This is a genomic window from Nocardioides sp. GY 10127, from assembly GCF_004919085.1.
In the GTDB taxonomy this organism is placed as follows: Bacteria; Actinomycetota; Actinomycetes; order Propionibacteriales; family Nocardioidaceae; genus Nocardioides.
Map to the genome: position 1 here is coordinate 300767 of NZ_STGL01000007.1, position 14885 is coordinate 315651.

Annotated in this window: 15 protein-coding genes; 12 read left to right on the forward strand and 3 right to left on the reverse strand. The window is 73.2% G+C overall.

Going from position 1 to position 14885, the window contains the following annotated elements; genetic code table 11:
• Positions 1-128 precede the first annotated feature (128 nt).
• The 10 genes from E8D37_RS13810 (at position 129) to E8D37_RS13850 (ending at position 10480) form a co-directional block, all read left to right on the forward strand.
• Positions 129-899, forward strand: a complete 771-nt coding sequence (locus E8D37_RS13810) for a PspA/IM30 family protein (protein WP_136570344.1) — start codon at positions 129-131, stop codon at positions 897-899.
• Positions 896-1174 carry a hypothetical protein gene (locus E8D37_RS13815; protein ID WP_136570345.1) on the forward strand — a complete coding sequence of 93 codons (279 nt, stop codon included), beginning with the start codon at positions 896-898 and terminating at the stop codon, positions 1172-1174. The genes E8D37_RS13810 and E8D37_RS13815 overlap by 4 nt, the downstream gene beginning before the upstream one ends.
• A 50-nt stretch (positions 1175-1224) precedes the next feature.
• A complete protein-coding gene (gene htpX / locus E8D37_RS13820; protein WP_136570346.1) occupies positions 1225-2151 on the forward strand; it encodes a zinc metalloprotease HtpX in 927 nt (308 codons plus the stop codon).
• 10 nt (positions 2152-2161) lie between these two features.
• Complete coding sequence (locus E8D37_RS13825; protein WP_136570347.1) at positions 2162-2740, forward strand: hypothetical protein; 579 nt, start codon at positions 2162-2164, stop codon at positions 2738-2740.
• A 269-nt stretch (positions 2741-3009) separates the two neighbouring features.
• Entirely contained in the window at positions 3010-4125 is a 1116-nt protein-coding gene (locus tag E8D37_RS13830) for a biotin/lipoyl-binding protein (RefSeq protein ID WP_136570348.1), read from the forward strand.
• The gene (locus E8D37_RS13835) at positions 4122-4841 is read left to right on the forward strand and encodes an ABC transporter ATP-binding protein (RefSeq protein ID WP_136570349.1); all 720 of its coding nucleotides are present in this window, start codon (positions 4122-4124) and stop codon (positions 4839-4841) included. The genes E8D37_RS13830 and E8D37_RS13835 overlap by 4 nt, the downstream gene beginning before the upstream one ends.
• On the forward strand, positions 4838-6067 hold the full coding sequence (locus tag E8D37_RS13840; protein ID WP_136570350.1) for an ABC transporter permease: 1230 nt from the start codon (positions 4838-4840) through the stop codon (positions 6065-6067). Before E8D37_RS13835 ends, E8D37_RS13840 begins: the two co-directional genes overlap by 4 nt.
• A gap of 95 nt (positions 6068-6162) precedes the next feature.
• Positions 6163-7038, forward strand: a complete 876-nt coding sequence (locus E8D37_RS20590) for a DUF5666 domain-containing protein (RefSeq protein WP_168929756.1) — start codon at positions 6163-6165, stop codon at positions 7036-7038.
• A complete protein-coding gene (locus E8D37_RS13845; RefSeq protein ID WP_168929757.1) occupies positions 7035-8972 on the forward strand; it encodes an HlyD family efflux transporter periplasmic adaptor subunit in 1938 nt (645 codons plus the stop codon). The genes E8D37_RS20590 and E8D37_RS13845 overlap by 4 nt, the downstream gene beginning before the upstream one ends.
• A 263-nt stretch (positions 8973-9235) precedes the next feature.
• Complete coding sequence (locus tag E8D37_RS13850) at positions 9236-10480, forward strand: GAF domain-containing sensor histidine kinase (protein ID WP_136570352.1); 1245 nt, start codon at positions 9236-9238, stop codon at positions 10478-10480.
• A gap of 53 nt (positions 10481-10533) precedes the next feature.
• On the opposite strand, the gene nadA is transcribed toward E8D37_RS13850, so the two are convergent.
• Positions 10534-11709 (reverse strand): quinolinate synthase NadA, encoded by a 1176-nt coding sequence (nadA, locus tag E8D37_RS13855; RefSeq protein WP_136570353.1) that lies wholly within the window; start codon positions 11707-11709, stop codon positions 10534-10536.
• A gap of 79 nt (positions 11710-11788) precedes the next feature.
• Positions 11789-12670, reverse strand: coding sequence for a GNAT family N-acetyltransferase (locus E8D37_RS13860; RefSeq protein WP_240770423.1), 882 nt, complete (start codon positions 12668-12670; stop codon positions 11789-11791).
• A gap of 23 nt (positions 12671-12693) precedes the next feature.
• Here E8D37_RS13860 and E8D37_RS13865 point away from each other — a divergent pair, with 23 nt between their 5' ends.
• Both E8D37_RS13865 and erpA read left to right on the forward strand, forming a co-directional pair.
• Positions 12694-13776 (forward strand): glycerate kinase, encoded by a 1083-nt coding sequence (locus E8D37_RS13865; RefSeq protein ID WP_136570354.1) that lies wholly within the window; start codon positions 12694-12696, stop codon positions 13774-13776.
• Between the two features lie 172 nt (positions 13777-13948).
• Positions 13949-14311: an iron-sulfur cluster insertion protein ErpA gene (gene erpA / locus E8D37_RS13870; protein WP_136570355.1), complete on the forward strand. Its 363-nt coding sequence runs from the start codon at positions 13949-13951 to the stop codon at positions 14309-14311.
• A gap of 188 nt (positions 14312-14499) precedes the next feature.
• Here erpA and E8D37_RS13875 read toward each other — a convergent pair whose 3' ends face one another.
• Complete coding sequence (locus tag E8D37_RS13875) at positions 14500-14751, reverse strand: hypothetical protein (RefSeq protein ID WP_240770424.1); 252 nt, start codon at positions 14749-14751, stop codon at positions 14500-14502.
• Between the last annotated feature and the right edge of the window lie 134 nt (positions 14752-14885).

The window sequence follows — 14885 nt, forward strand, 5'->3', positions numbered from 1 at the left end:
GTCCTTGCCGTCGAGCCGTAGGGTGGGGCCACGCCGCCGCCGACGTCCACCGACGTCAGCGACGGCGCCGACCAGCCGGCCCCGCCGCCGGCGCAGCCGCAGGCCGAGCACGAGAGGCACCCATCGCGATGAGTGTGTGGAAGCGCATGACCCTGATCTTCCGGTCGAAGGCCAACAAGGCCCTCGACCGCGCCGAGGACCCGCGGGAGACGCTCGACTACTCCTACCAGCGGCAGCTCGAGCTGCTGAGCAAGGTGCGGCGCGGCGTCGCGGACGTGGCCACCAGCCGCAAGCGGGTCGAGCTCCAGCTCAACCAGCTCCAGCAGCAGGCGACGAAGCTGACCGAACAGGCGCAGAAGGCGATCTCCGTCAACCGGGAGGACCTGGCCCGCGAGGCGCTCACGCGGAAGTCGGCGCTGGCCCAGCAGATCGCGGACCTCGAGGCCCAGCACGCGCAGCTCCAGGGCGAGGAGGAGAAGCTCACCCTGGCCCAGCAGCGGCTCCAGGCGAAGGTCGAGTCCTTCCGCACCCGCAAGGAGACGATCAAGGCCACCTACACCGCGGCCGAGGCCCAGACCCGGATCAACGAGGCCATGTCCGGCATCGGCGAGGAGATGGGCGACGTCGGCCTGGCCATCCAGCGGGCCGAGGACAAGACCGCGCAGATGCAGGCCCGCGCGGGCGCCATCGACGAGCTCATCGCCTCCGGGGCCCTGGACGACGCCAGCTCGATCAACGCCGGCGACGACATCGCCCGCGAGCTCGCCGCGCTCTCGAGCCAGGCGGACGTGGAGGCCGAGCTGGCCGCGCTCAAGGGCGGCGCCGCCCCGGAGGCGCTGGAGCCGGGCGGGGCGATCCTGTCGGAGACCCAGGCCGAGCAGACGAAGGACCAGGCGTGATCGTCCGGATCCTCGGCGAGGGGCAGTTCGACGTCGCCGAGTCGACCCTGGACGCCCTGAACGAGCTGGACGCCGCGGTGGAGAAGGCCGTCGAGGCCGGGGACGAGGCGGCGTTCGCGCCGGCCCTCGCCGCCCTGCTCGCGGCGGTGCGGGCGCAGGGCGAGGCCCACGACCTCGAGTCCCTCGACACCTCCGACCTCATCCTGCCGCCGGCGGACGCGACCCTCGCGGAGGTCGCCGGGATGCTGGCCGAGGACGGGCTCATCCCCGGCTGAGCAGGCCGCCCGCTCCGCGGCGACCTTGCCCCGTCGGGGAGGATGGACCCATGGCACGCACCCGCTTCGTCGGCGACTCCGGGCTCACCGTCCGGATGACGACCGTCATGTTCCTCCTCGGCGCGCTCTTCGTGGGGTTCCTCGCGATCCTCATGGCGATCGCCGGCAGCGCCGGCGGGTACGGGTTCGCGGTGGTCGTCGGCCTCATCGGCATCGGCATCGCCGTCTACCAGTGGTGGAGCAGCGACACCGTCGCGATGCGGGCGATGCGCGCCCGCGAGGTGAGCCCCCAGCAGGCGCCCGAGCTGCACGGGATGATCGACCGGCTCTGCGCGATGGCGGACATGCCCAAGCCGCGCGTGGGCATCGCCGACACCCACGTGCCGAACGCCTTCGCCACCGGTCGCTCGCCCGACCGCGCCGTCGTGGTGGTCACCACCGGCATCCTGCGCACGCTGACCGCCGAGGAGCTGGAGGGCGTCCTCGCGCACGAGCTCTCGCACGTGGCGCACCGCGACGTCCTGGTGATGACGGTGGCCAGCTCCGCCGGCATCGTGGCCTCGATGGTCACCCAGGGTGCCCAGTACGGGGCGATCTTCGGCGGCAACCGCCGCGACAACAACAACGGCCTGCCCGTCTGGCTGCTCATGCTCGTCGTCAGCCTCGTCACCTACGCGGTGAGCTTCCTGCTGCTCAAGCTGCTCTCCCGCTACCGCGAGCTCTCCGCCGACCGCTCGGGCGCCTACCTCACGATGAAGCCCGCGGCGCTCGCCTCGGCGCTGCAGAAGATCACGGGCGAGATGAACGCCGTGCCGGAGCGGGACCTGCGGGCCAGCGAGAAGATGAACGCGTTCTTCATCGCCCCGGCGGTGCGGGGCGTCTCCCTGCGGACGCTCACCTCCACCCACCCCAGCCTCGAGCAGCGCCTCGAGCAGCTGGCCCGGATCGAGGCCGAGCTCGGCCGTCCGACCGTCTGAGGCCCGGGCCGTGGGATTCCTCGACGCCCTCCTCGGGCGCACCAAGCCGAAGCAGGCCAACCTCGACGCGCTGTTCGGCATCCCGTCGTCCGCGATCACCCTGGCGGCCGAGGCCGGCCTGACCCCCACGGGCACCGGCGCGGTCTGCTACCGCGCCGCCGGGGGAGGGGCGTTCGCCCAGGTCGAGCAGGAGGTGGTCGAGCTGCTCCGGGCCGACGCCGACGCCCCCGACGTCCGCACCACCACCGACGAGTTCGGCTTCACCTGGCTCGTCGTCGAGGACGACCCGGAGGACCTGACCGGCCTCGTCACCGACCTGCACGCGGTGAACACCACCCTGGAGGTGCACGGCTTCGGCCCCGGCCTCCTGTGCTCGCTCCTGCCGTTCCGCGACGCGGGCGGTCGCGGCTTCGGTCTCGTCTACCTCTACAAGCAGGGCACCTTCTACCCGTTCGCCCCGAAGCCCGGAGGCGGTCGGCAGCGCGACACCCTGCTGGAGATCCGGGCCCGTGACCTGCTGGCGCAGGACCTGCCCGTGGAGAAGGACCCCCAGCGCTGGCTCGCGGTCTGGGGTGCCCCCGGGCTCTGAGGGCTCTGAGGGCTCTGGGGGCTCTGAGCACCCGTCCCGGGCCGCCGGGCCCACCTGACGCGCCGGTGAGGAACCTGAGAGGCGGCTCACCGACACGCGTGGGATGCCATAGGTCTGCCACAGGAAGCCGCCACTGACGGCACAGTCCGTGACGTCAACCTTCTCGACGTCATCCCACCCCCCGGGGTGAGCAGAAGTCGAGAGGGAAGATCTTGCGTCCACGCCTGCCCCGGCGGCCCCGAACCCTGGTCGCCGTCGCAGTGGTGATCGTGCTCGTCGCAGCAGGAGGCATCGGCTACTGGCTGATGACCCGCGGCGACGACACGGCCTCCACCACCAGCACCGCCACGGTGTCGTCCCAGACCATCACCGAGACCGTCAGCTCCGACGGCACCGTCGAGGCCCTGCACAGCCGCAGCGAGTCCTTCGAGGTCTCCGGGACCGTCACCAAGGTGACCGTCAAGGCCGGTGACAAGGTGAAGAAGGGCGACACCCTCGCCGTCGTGGACGACGAGTCCCTCGTCGCGGCCCTCAAGGCCGCCAAGGCCGAGCTCACCGCCGCGCGGACCCAGCTCTCCGACGACACCGACGACGGTGCCTCGTCCGTCCAGCTCGCCTCCGACCGGGCCTCCATCGTCACCGCGAAGGCCTCCGTCGCCGACGCGCGCACCTCGGTGAAGGACTCCGTGCTCAAGGCCGAGATCGCCGGCACCGTCACCACCGTCGGCATCGCCAAGGGCGACACGGTCGGCGACTCGTCCTCCTCCGGCACCGGCACCACGTCCGGCACGACCACGTCGACCACCAGCGACTCCAGCTCGGGCACGATCGACATCGTCTCCACCGGCCTCTTCAAGGTCTCCGGCACGGTCTCGGCCTCCGACGCCGACTCGGTGAAGAAGGGCCTGCAGGCCGAGATCACGGTCTCCGGGGTCGACGACACCATCTACGGCACCGTCTCCTCGATCGGCCTCGTCGCGGAGACCGACGACTCGGGTGCGGCGGTCTTCCCGGTCGTCGTCACCGTCACCGGCAAGCAGCAGGACGTCTACGCGGGCACCTCCGCCACCATGGAGATCACGGTCTCCCAGCGCACCGACGTCCTGACCGTCGACACCTCCGCCCTCTCCACCGACGACGACGGCAACACCTACGTCACGCTCCTCGTCGACGGCAAGGAGCAGCAGCAGACGGTGACCGTCGGCGAGACCTACGGCAGCACCACCGAGATCACCAAGGGCCTGTCCGAGGGTGACGAGGTCGTGGTCAGCGGCTTCAGCGCCCGTACCGCGAGCGGCGACACCAGCGGCAAGCAGGGCGGCATGCCGACCGACGGCTCCATGCCCGACATGAGCGGCGGCTTCCCGGGCGGGAGCCAGGGATGACCGAGGTCCGCACCGCCAAGCCGATCATCGAGCTCGAGGGCATCCGGAAGACCTACACCTCCGGCAGCATCACCTTCGAGGCCCTCCGCGGCGTCGACACGAGCGTCGCCGAGGGCGAGTACGTCGCCGTGATCGGCCCCTCGGGCTCCGGCAAGTCGACCCTGATGAACATCCTCGGCTGCCTCGACAACCCCACCGAGGGCAGCTACGTCCTCGCGGGCGAGGACGTGGCGTCGATGACCGAGACGCAGCTGGCCGAGGTCCGCAACAAGCGCATCGGCTTCGTCTTCCAGCAGTTCCACCTCCTCGCCGCGCAGTCGGCCTGGCGCAACGTCGAGCTCCCGCTGGTCTACGCCGGCGTGCCGAAGGCCGAGCGCAAGGAGCGCGCGATCGCCGCCCTCACCAAGGTGGGTCTGGGCGAGCGCGTGGAGAACAAGCCCGGCGAGCTCTCCGGTGGTCAGCAGCAGCGGGTGGCCGTGGCCCGTGCCCTGGTGACCGAGCCGGCCATGATCCTCGCCGACGAGCCGACCGGAAACCTCGACTCGCGCTCGACCGACGACGTCCTCGGGCTCCTCGACGACCTGCACGGCGCCGGCCGCACCATCGTCCTCATCACCCACGAGGACGAGGTCGCCGCCCGCGCCCAGCGCAACCTGGTGATCCGCGACGGCCTCATCGTCACCGACACCCCGGTGGTGCGGGGGGTGTCCGCGTGAACTGGCGCGAGACCCTCCGGACGGCGTTCGAGGCCGTCCACGCCCACCGCATGCGCTCGATCCTCACCATGCTCGGCATCGTCATCGGCATCGCCTCGGTGATCCTCACCGTCGGCTTCGGCCAGGGCGCGAGGCAGGAGGTCCAGGACGAGATCAACTCGCTGGGCTCGAACCTGCTCATCGTCTCCCCGGGCAGCAGCACGGACGACTCGGGCACCCGCGGCGGCTTCGGCTCGGCGACCACGCTGACGCTGGCCGACGCGAACGCGATCGCCGACTCCGACGTCGTCCCCGACGCCGTCTCGGTCGCCCCCGTGACCTCGACCAGCCTCTCCGTCGTCGCCGGTGACACCAACTGGACGACCACGGTGATGGGCACGACCACCTCGTGGCTCGACGTCCGCACCCGGACCCTGGCCTCGGGCCGGTGGTTCACGGACTCCGAGGCCGAGAACGGCAGCAAGGTCGTCGTCCTGGGCTCCGACACGGCCAGCGAGCTGTTCAGCGGTCAGAGCCCGGTCGGCCAGACCGTGACGATCAACGGCACCACGCTCACCGTCATCGGCGTCCTGGACAGCTCCGGCTCGTCGTCCTCGGGCACGAGCGAGGACGACATGGCGGTGATGCCGCTCAGCACGGAGGCGGCCCTGACCGGCTCCACGTCGTCGGCGGTCTCGACCATCTACGTCGAGTGCGCGGACGCCGACGTCCTCAGCGCGGCCTACCAGGAGATCGACACGCTCCTGCTGACCCGGCACGACATCGCCAGCGGCGACGACGCCGACTTCTCCATCGCCACCCAGGACAGCCTGGTCGACACCGCGAGCAGCACCAACGAGACGCTCAGCGTGCTGCTCACCGGCGTCGCGGCCATCTCGCTGCTCGTCGGCGGCATCGGCGTCATGAACATCATGCTGGTCTCGGTCACCGAGCGCATCCGCGAGATCGGCCTCCGCAAGGCGCTGGGCGCCACCCCGCGGGTGATCGGCCAGCAGTTCCTCGCCGAGGCCTCGATCCTCGGGCTCGCCGGCGGACTCATCGGCATCGGCATCGGCGTCATCGGGTCGTGGATCCTCCCGCTGATCATCGACCAGCCCGTGACGCTCTCCTTCCTGGCCACCGCGGGCGCGCTCGGCGTCTCGCTCGCCCTGGGCGTCGGGTTCGGCGTCTACCCGGCCAGCCGGGCGGCGCGCCTCACGCCCATCGACGCCCTGCGCAGCGAGTGACCGTGGACGAGCGGCGCACCAGCACCAGCAGCACTCCCAGCACCAGCACTGAGCCGGCCACCCGGTCGGCCCGTCGGCACCACCGAGAGGACACCATGTCTCGCACCCCCCTCCGCACCCGCGCCACCGCCACCCGCGGGGTCGCCGCGCTCGCCTGCGCGACCCTCCTCGGGCTGGGCCTGGTCGCCTGCGGCTCCGACGACTCCTCGAGCAGCTCGGACAGCTCCTCGTCGAGCGCGTCCAGCGCGGCGCCCAGCGGCGGCGCGATGGGCGGCGGCACCCCGGGCACCAGCGGCGTCATCGCCGCCATCTCCGGCAAGACCATGCAGGTGCAGAACGACACCGACGGCCAGGTGGCCGTGAGCTGGACCGGGTCGACGACGTTCACCCAGGAGGTCGACGGCTCGCTCTCGGACGTCACCAAGGGCTCCTGCGTCAGCGTGACCAGCGACGACGACAGCTCGTCGGACTCGGTCACCGCGTCCACGGTGTCCGTCACGGCGGCGGACGACGACGGCACCTGCTCGACCGGCATGGGCGGCGGCGGGGGCGGGATGCCGTCGGGCGACGCCAGCGACATGCCCTCGGACATGGGCAGCATGCCGTCCGGTGACGCCAGCGACATGCCCTCCGACATGGCCAGCATGGGCGCCGGCGGCTTCGGCGGCGGCACCTCGGGCACGGTGACCGCGGTGAGCAGCTCCGGCTTCACCGTCGAGGTGACCTCCATGGACGGCAGCACCAGCACCGTGACGGTGAGCGTCGACTCCGACACCACCTACACCACGGAGCAGGACGCCACGTCCTCCGCCCTCAAGACCGGCCTGTGCGTCTCCGCCCAGGGCGACAGCGACGACACCGGCGCCGTCACCGCCTCCTCGGTGGCCATCAGCGACCCGGACTCCGACGGCAACTGCTCCACCGGCTTCGGCGGGCGGGGCGGGATGCCCGGCAGCGGGGCCTCGTCGTGAGGCGCCCCAGCATCCACCTCCCGCGGCTGAGCCGCGCGGCCGTCGCCGGCCTGGCGCTCGTCGTCGTCGCCGGCGGCGGGGCGTGGGCCGCCTACGGGGACGACAGCGACACCACGGGCCACTACCGGACCGCCACGGCGACCACCGGCTCGGTCAAGGAGACGCTCGAGCTGAGCGGCACGCTGGAGCCGGCCGGTCGCTCCGACCTGAGCTTCTCGACCTCCGGCACCATCTCGAGGCTGAGCGTCAAGGTGGGCGACACCGTCGAGGCCGGCGAGGTCGTGGCGACGCTCGACACCAAGACGCTGCGCAACGCGGTCCAGACGGCGCGGGCTGCCCTGGCGCAGGCCCGGGCGCAGCTCGCCTCCGACAAGTCCTCGCAGAGCTCGACCGTGAGCGAGTCGGTGACCAGCACGTCGTCGAGCTCGACCAGCTCCTCGGGCAGCTCCTCGGGCAGCACCTCGGCCAGCGCGTCGGCGGCTCGGACGACGACCGGTGACGACAGCATCCAGCTGATGGCGTCCGTCACCACCGACGACGACCTCGACAGCCTGCGCGACGAGCTCGACCAGGCGCTGTCGGACCTCGAGGACCAGCAGGACGCGGTCACCCAGGCCGCGACGGACGAGGCGAGCGCGATGGCCACGGCCACGCAGGCGCTCGCCGACCAGCAGGACGTCTGCGCCGACGCGATCTCCGGCTCCTCGAGCGGGACCGACAGCGGGACCGACAGCGGCTCCTCGGGCAGCTCGACCGACTCCACCGCGGCGTGCAGCACGGCCCTCCAGACGGTCGCCGACGCCCAGCAGGCCGTCGCCGACGCCCAGGAGACGCTGTCCGACGCGCTCACCACGCTGTCGGACACGCTGACCGAGGCCATCGCGAACGTCGACGACGCCACCGACGCGATCGACTCCGCCGACGACGACTCGTCCAGCTCCTCGGGGTCCAGCGGGTCCTCGGGCTCCAGCGGGTCCGGTGGCACGTCCGGGACCGACATGGGCGGCTCGACGGGGACCTCGGGCTCGGACATGAGCGGCTCGGACATGAGCGGCTCCGACATGTCGGGCTCGGACATGAGCGGCTCGGACACCAGCGGCTCGACGGACATGAGCGGCTCCACCGGGATGAGCGGCTCCACCGACACCAGCGGCTCGACCAGCACCGACTCCTCGAGCAGCAGCACCTCGTCGTCCTCGACGACGGCGTCGGCCTCCACGCTGGCCAACGACGCCGCGAGCATCGCCTCGGCGAAGGTGGACCTCATCGACGCCCTCTCGGCCCTCCAGCAGGCCACGATCACGGCACCGTTCTCCGGCACCGTCGTGGCCGTCGACGCCTCGAAGGGCGACTCGGTGACCTCCGGGACGACGGTGCTCACCGTGGTCGCGGCGAAGACGACGACCCTGACGGTGGACGCCGACACGGACGAGATCGAGGAGCTGTCGGTCGGCCAGAGCGCCGTCGTCACGCCGGTGGGCTCCACGAAGAAGTGGAAGGCGACCGTCACCCAGGTCAGCAGCGACCCGGACTCCGACGGCACCTACCCGGTCACGCTCACGTTGACCAAGAAGAACACGGGCCTGGCCACCGACCTGGCGGCCACTGCCGAGGTCACGGTGGCCACGGCCGAGGACGTCGTCACGGTCCCCGCGTCGGCGGTCGACCAGGGCTCCGTCACCGTCATCGACTCCGACGGCGACGCCACGACGACGAAGGTCACCACCGGTGTCGTCGGCTCGACCGCGGTCGAGATCACCGACGGTGTCGACGCCGGCGACACGGTCGTCCTGGCCGACCTGGACGAGGCGCTGCCGGACTCCGACGAGAGCGACGACTCCTCCACCTCGGACTTCGGCTCAGGCAGCTTCCCCGGTGGCAGCGGCGGCGGGATGCCGTCCGGCGGCATGATGGGCGGCGGCCCGCCGTCCTGAGCCGGTCGGCAGACGAGCACCACACCGTGGGGGCGGGTCCGGTCGGGCCCGCCCCCGCGGCGTCCTGAGGACCTGGCGGTCCTGACCACCGCGTGATCTGGCTCGTATCCGCGACCGCTCGACCCGAGCACGCTCTACTGTGGACGGGGTTGTGTGCGCGCACGTGCGCCGGCCGCTCCCCGACACCCCGATCCGCGCGTCTCCCCGAGGGCCCACCGCCCCGGGGCCGTCCACGCGGGCGCCTGCTCCCGACCGGAGGCACCGTGACCACCACCGCCCACACCGCCGCGCCGGGCTCCCAGGACGTGGACGCGGCCAGGCTGGAGGCCGTCGAGCGGTACCACGTGCTGCTCGAGCCGCCCCGGGCCGACCTGCTGGCCCTGGTGGGGATCGCGGCCCAGGTCGCCCGTGTGCCGCTGGCCACGATCAACCTCATCACCGACACCGAGCAGCACCAGATCGCCGTGACCGGGTTCGAGGCGGCGATCTGCACCCGTTCGGACTCGATGTGCGCCGGGGTGCTGCACGAGCCCGAGCCGGTGATCGTCAGCGACGCCTCCCTCGACCCGCGGTTCGCCACCAACCCGTTCGTGACCGGCGAGCTCGGCGACGTCCGCTTCTACGCCACCCACCACCTGCGCACGCCCTCGGGCGTCACGATCGGGACGCTCTGCGTCTTCGACACCGTCCCCCGCAGCCTGGACGACGAGCAGGAGGCCGCGCTCCGCGAGCTGGCCGCCCGGGTGGTCGACGTCCTCGAGCTGGAGCTGCGCTCCCGTGACCTGGAGCGCTCGGTGCTGGCGCTGGAGCAGGCGCACGCCGAGCTTGAGCGCTCGAACGCCCAGCTCACCGCCTTCGCCGGCCAGGTCGCCCACGACCTGCGCAACCCGCTGAGCGCCATCTCCATGTCGCTGGACCTGCTGGACGAGGGGCTCACCGAGGACCCGCGGGTCGACCCCCAGGTCTCGGGCGAGCTGTCCTTCATCCTGCGTCGGGCCGCGAGCGGTGCGGGACGCATGCGCGTCCTCATCGACGACCTGCTGTCCTACGCCCGCCTCGGCGGTGACCTGCGGCGCGGACCGGTGGACCTGGGCGCGGTCGTGGCCGAGGTCCGGACGGACCTGGCGACCGCGCTGCACGGCGCCCGGGTGGAGGTCGGCCCGCTGCCCACGGTGCACGGCGACCGGTCGCAGCTGCGCGCGGTGCTCCAGAACCTGCTGGCCAACTCCGCGAAGTTCACCGCGCCCGGGCAGCCCGCCCGGATCGAGGTGCACGCCGAGACGGGGGAGCGCACCGTCCGGCTCGAGGTCGTCGACCACGGCCTGGGCATCCCCGAGCAGGACCGCGCGCGGGTCTTCGAGCCGCTCGCGCGGGCGCACGAGGAGATCGCCGGCACCGGGATCGGGCTGGCCACCGTGCACCGCATCGTCGAGGCGCACCGCGGGGCGATCGGGATCACCGGCACCCCGGGCGGCGGCACGACGGTGTGGGTCGAGCTGCCCCGCTGACCTCCCCACCGGCCGGGCAGACCGGACCGGCCGGGAGCCCGGCCAGGACGGGCTCAGCCCCGGACGGCCCCCGTGCCCGGCAGCGCCAGCATCCGGTCCAGCGCGACCTTCGCCTCGGCCTGGGTGGTCGGGTCGACCTCGATCCGGTTGACCACGACGCCCTCGGCGAGCGACTCCAGCGAGCGGACCAGGTGCGGCAGGTCGATCCGGTTCATCGTCGAGCAGTAGCAGACGTTGCGGTCCAGGAAGCTGATGTTCAGGTCGGGCCGGGAGTCCGCGAGCCGCTTGACGAGGTTGAGCTCGGTGCCGATCGCCCAGTGGGTGCCGGGCTCGGCGGCCTCGATCGCCTTGATGATGAACTCGGTGGAGCCCACCATGTCCGCCCGGGTCACGACCTCGTGCTTGCACTCGGGGTGGACGATGACGGTGAGGTCGGGGTCCTGGGCGCGCAGCGCGTCCACGACGTCCTCGGAGAAGCGGCCGTGGACGGAGCAGTGGCCCTGCCACAGGATCATCCGCGCGCCGTCGATCTGCTCGGCGGTGAGCCCGCCGTTCGGGCGGTGCGGGTTCCACACCACGCACTCGTCGAGCGAGAAGCCGAGCTGGAGCACCGCGGTGTTGCGGCCGAGGTGCTGGTCGGGCAGGAACAGGATCTTGGCGTCCTCGTGCTGGTCGAACGCCCAGCGCAGGGCGGTCTCGGCGTTGGAGGACGTGCAGACGACGCCGCCGTTCCGGCCGCAGAAGGCCTTGATGTCGGCGGTGGAGTTCATGTACGTCACCGGGACGACCCGGTCGGCGACGCCCGCGGCGGCCAGCGCGTCCCAGGCCGCCTCGACCTGGGTGAGCGCGGCCATGTCGGCCATGGAGCAGCCGGCCGCGAGGTCGGGCAGGACGACCTGCTGGGCGTCGGTGGTGAGGATGTCGGCGGACTCGGCCATGAAGTGCACGCCGCAGAAGACGATGAACTCCGCGTCCGGGCGGGCCGCGGCGTCGCGGGCCAGCTTGAAGGAGTCGCCGGTGACGTCGGCGAACTGGATGACCTCGTCGCGCTGGTAGTGGTGGCCGAGCACGAACACCCGGTCGCCCAGCTTCTCCTTGGCGGCGCGGGCGCGCTCCACCAGCGTCGGGTCGGAGGCGGGCGGCAGGTCACCCGGGCACTCCACGCCGCGCTCGGTGTTCGGGTCGGTGCCCCGACCCAGCGGGAGCAGCGGCAGGTCCACGGTCGTCATGCCCTGATCGTAGGCGGGAGCCGTCACCCCCGGGCGGCCAGGACCAGGGTCCGGTCCGCGTGCGGCGCCGGGAGGGCGGCTACAGCAGCGCCCCGTGGTGCAGGTACAGCCGCGGGGCGTCCAGGCCGCGCACCCCGAGCCAGCCCTCGTGCCGCAGGCTCAGCCGGGCCGTGAGGGCGACGTCGACGGCCCAGGGGTTGGCCCCGGTGACGTGGCCGACCTCGGCCTCGCCGTCGGTCCGCGCCAGGCACTCCCACAGCAGCCGGCGCGCGGTGGCCTCGTCCCGGGAGGCGACCAGCGCGGGGCCCGACGGCGTGGCGTAGGCGAACCCCTCACCGCGGACGTCGACCACCAGGTCGCCCTGGGCGGCCAGCGCGTCGTGGTCCGGGCCGTGGCCCGCGCCCCGGCGCTGGGTCGCCAGGACGTCGCACAGCTCCCGGTCGGCCGGGGTCCCGTCGCGCAGGCCGGACGTTGCGGGCAGGGCTGCCCGGTCCACCTCGCCGACGAGGAGGCGCTGGCCGTGGAGCGCGAAGCCGGCGGCCCAGTACCGCCGCAGCGCCCGGGGGTCGTCGCTGGCCGACAGCATCGCCCGGTCGCAGCCGGCCGCGCGCCCCGCCCGCTCCGCCGCTGCCAGGAGGCGCGCCCCCACGCCCCCGCCCTGACGGTCGGGCCGCACGGCGAAGGTGGCCAGCAGCCACAGGCGGCCCCGCACCACGGACGTGGCGAACCCGACGAGGCCGTCGTCGTCCTCGGCCACGACGCACCCGGCGGGATCGGTGGCCAGGAACGCCGCCGTCCGGGCGACCCACCGGGCCGACCGCTCGGGGGAGCGCCGGGCAGGCTCGGGCGCGCCCCGCGGGGTGCCGGCGAGGTCGGCGGCGAGGAACGCGTCGGCACAGAGCCGCTCGCACTCGTCGACGTCCTCGGCCCGCATCGGGCGGAGGCGAGGGGGAGGGGCCACGGCGCCACCCTAGGGTGGGCGGCATGCGCGTCCTCGTGGCCCCGGACAAGTTCGCCGGCACCCTCACCGCCGTGGAGGCGGCCGAGGCGATCGCGAGTGGCTGGCGCCGACGCAGCCCGGACGACGTCCTGGACCTCGCACCACTCTCCGACGGCGGGCCCGGCTTCGTCGACGTCCTGCACGCGGCGCTGGGCGGGGAGCTCCTGGTGGAGACCGTGCCGGGCCCCCACGGTGCCCCGACGCCGGCGACCGTGCTGATCGTCGAGGGCACCGCCTACGTGGAGAGCGCGCAGGCGTGCGGGCTGCACCTCACCGAGAAGCAGGGGGTCGAGGTGGCGACGACCATCGGGGTCGGGCACCTCGTCCGTGCCGCGGTCGAGGCCGGCGCCCGGCGGGTCGTCGTCGGCCTGGGCGGCAGCGGCACCAACGACGGCGGGGCGGGGCTGCTGGCCGCGCTCGGCGCGGAGGCTGACGCCCGGCTGGACTCCGGCCCCCTCCCGCTCGTGGACGTCACCCGGGTCGACCTCACGGCGCCCCGGGCGCTGCTCGCGGGCGTCGAGCTCGTGGCGGCGAGCGACGTGGACGCCACGCTGACCGGCCTGTTCGGCGCCACCAAGACGTTCGGCCCGCAGAAGGGCGTGGCCGAGGAGCGGCTCCCGGTGCTCGACGCGCTGCTGGAGCAGCTCGCGGTGGCCACCGACCGTCGCACCGCGCTGGAGAAGGGTGCCGGGGCCGCGGGTGGGCTCGGGTTCGCGCTCCTCGCCCTCGGTGCGCGCCGCGAGCCCGGCATCGCGCTCGTGGCGGACGCCGTGGGGCTGGCCGCGCGCGCGGCCGAGGCCGACCTCGTGCTCACCGGGGAGGGCGCCTTCGACTTCTCCAGCCGGGCCGGCAAGGTGCCCGCCGGCGTCGCGGAGGTGGCGGCGGCAGCGCTCCGCCCCTGCGTGGCGCTCGCCGGCCGCGTCGACGTGGGCGCGCGTGAGATGCGCGCCCTCGGCGTGGAGGCCGCCTACGCGATGGTCGACGTGGTGGGGGAGGAGCGCTCCTTCGCCGACCCGGCCGGGGCGCTTTCCGACCTCGCCGAGCGGGTCGCGCGCTCCTGGTCGTGACCCGGCCACCGCTGGGCACCGGCTCGATCGGCCGCAGCCACCTGGCCCTCCTCGGGCCGGCCCGGACCCGCGCAGGGCGGACCTGCGCGACCCCGTGGGGAATACGCGGGCGTGACCTAGACTTGTGCCCGTTGCACGACCGACAGCCGAACTTCTGATGGGGAGACGCCACATGACCGAGCAGGTGGAGATCACCGAGGAGCGCCGCAGCGACAGCATCAACCTGTCCTCCGTGGCGGCCACGAAGGTGAAGAGCCTTCTCGAGCAGGAGGGCCGCGACGACCTCGCGCTGCGCATCTCCGTGCAGCCCGGTGGCTGCTCGGGCCTGCGCTACCAGCTCTTCTTCGACGAGCGCACGCTCGACGGCGACACCGTGACCGACTTCGACGGCGTCAACGTCGTGGTCGACCGCATGAGCGTGCCGTACCTCAACGGCGCCATGATCGACTTCGTGGACACGATCGAGAAGCAGGGCTTCACGATCGACAACCCGAACGCGACCGGCTCCTGCGCCTGCGGCGACTCCTTCCACTGAGTCGCGCGCACACCGCACGCAGCACGACCCCCGTTCCTCCCTCGGGAGGGGCGGGGGTCGTGTCGTTCCCGGGCCCGTGCGCGGTGGCCCGTGCGCGGTGGCCCGTGCGCGTGGCCCGTGCGCGTGGCCCGTGCGCGTGGCCCGTGCGCGTGGCCCGTGCGCGGTGAGGCGCCGGCGGGCCCGCGGGATCAGTCCAGGTGCAGGCTGAGCGCGTTCGCGATGCGCTGGGCGGCGACGTCCACGTGGATCTCGCCGGCCTTGCCCACCTCGCGCGGGTAGGCGTCGTAGCGCAGGGACGGCGCGGGGCGGCGGACCGCCTCGAGCACCGAGTCGAGGTGCAGCCGGTCGGAGGCCGCGCGCGCATCGGCGGTCATGGAGGCGAGAGTGCCCAGGTCAGCGAGGGTCGAGCGGCCCTGCTCGGCATCGGTGGAGGTGCTCATGGACCGACGGTAGGGGCTACCGGACAGTACCGGGAGACGTACCGCCGGGTAGTGTTCACGGACGTGTCAGACACGACCAACGGCCCCCTCGCGGGCACCCCCGACGGCCCCTCGTCCGCGCCGACCGCCCCTGG

Excerpts from the sequence above, each read along its gene's own strand:
- nadA (WP_136570353.1), bottom strand. The coding sequence starts at position 11,709 with ATGACGACCGTGGACCTGCCGCTGCTCCCGCTGGGTCGGGGCACCGAC.
- E8D37_RS20590 (WP_168929756.1), top strand. The coding sequence starts at position 6,163 with ATGTCTCGCACCCCCCTCCGCACCCGCGCCACCGCCACCCGCGGGGTC.
- erpA (WP_136570355.1), top strand. The coding sequence starts at position 13,949 with ATGACCGAGCAGGTGGAGATCACCGAGGAGCGCCGCAGCGACAGCATC.
- E8D37_RS13875 (WP_240770424.1), bottom strand. The coding sequence starts at position 14,751 with ATGAGCACCTCCACCGATGCCGAGCAGGGCCGCTCGACCCTCGCTGAC.
- htpX (WP_136570346.1), top strand. The coding sequence starts at position 1,225 with ATGGCACGCACCCGCTTCGTCGGCGACTCCGGGCTCACCGTCCGGATG.
- E8D37_RS13835 (WP_136570349.1), top strand. The coding sequence starts at position 4,122 with ATGACCGAGGTCCGCACCGCCAAGCCGATCATCGAGCTCGAGGGCATC.
- E8D37_RS13810 (WP_136570344.1), top strand. The coding sequence starts at position 129 with ATGAGTGTGTGGAAGCGCATGACCCTGATCTTCCGGTCGAAGGCCAAC.
- E8D37_RS13865 (WP_136570354.1), top strand. The coding sequence starts at position 12,694 with ATGCGCGTCCTCGTGGCCCCGGACAAGTTCGCCGGCACCCTCACCGCC.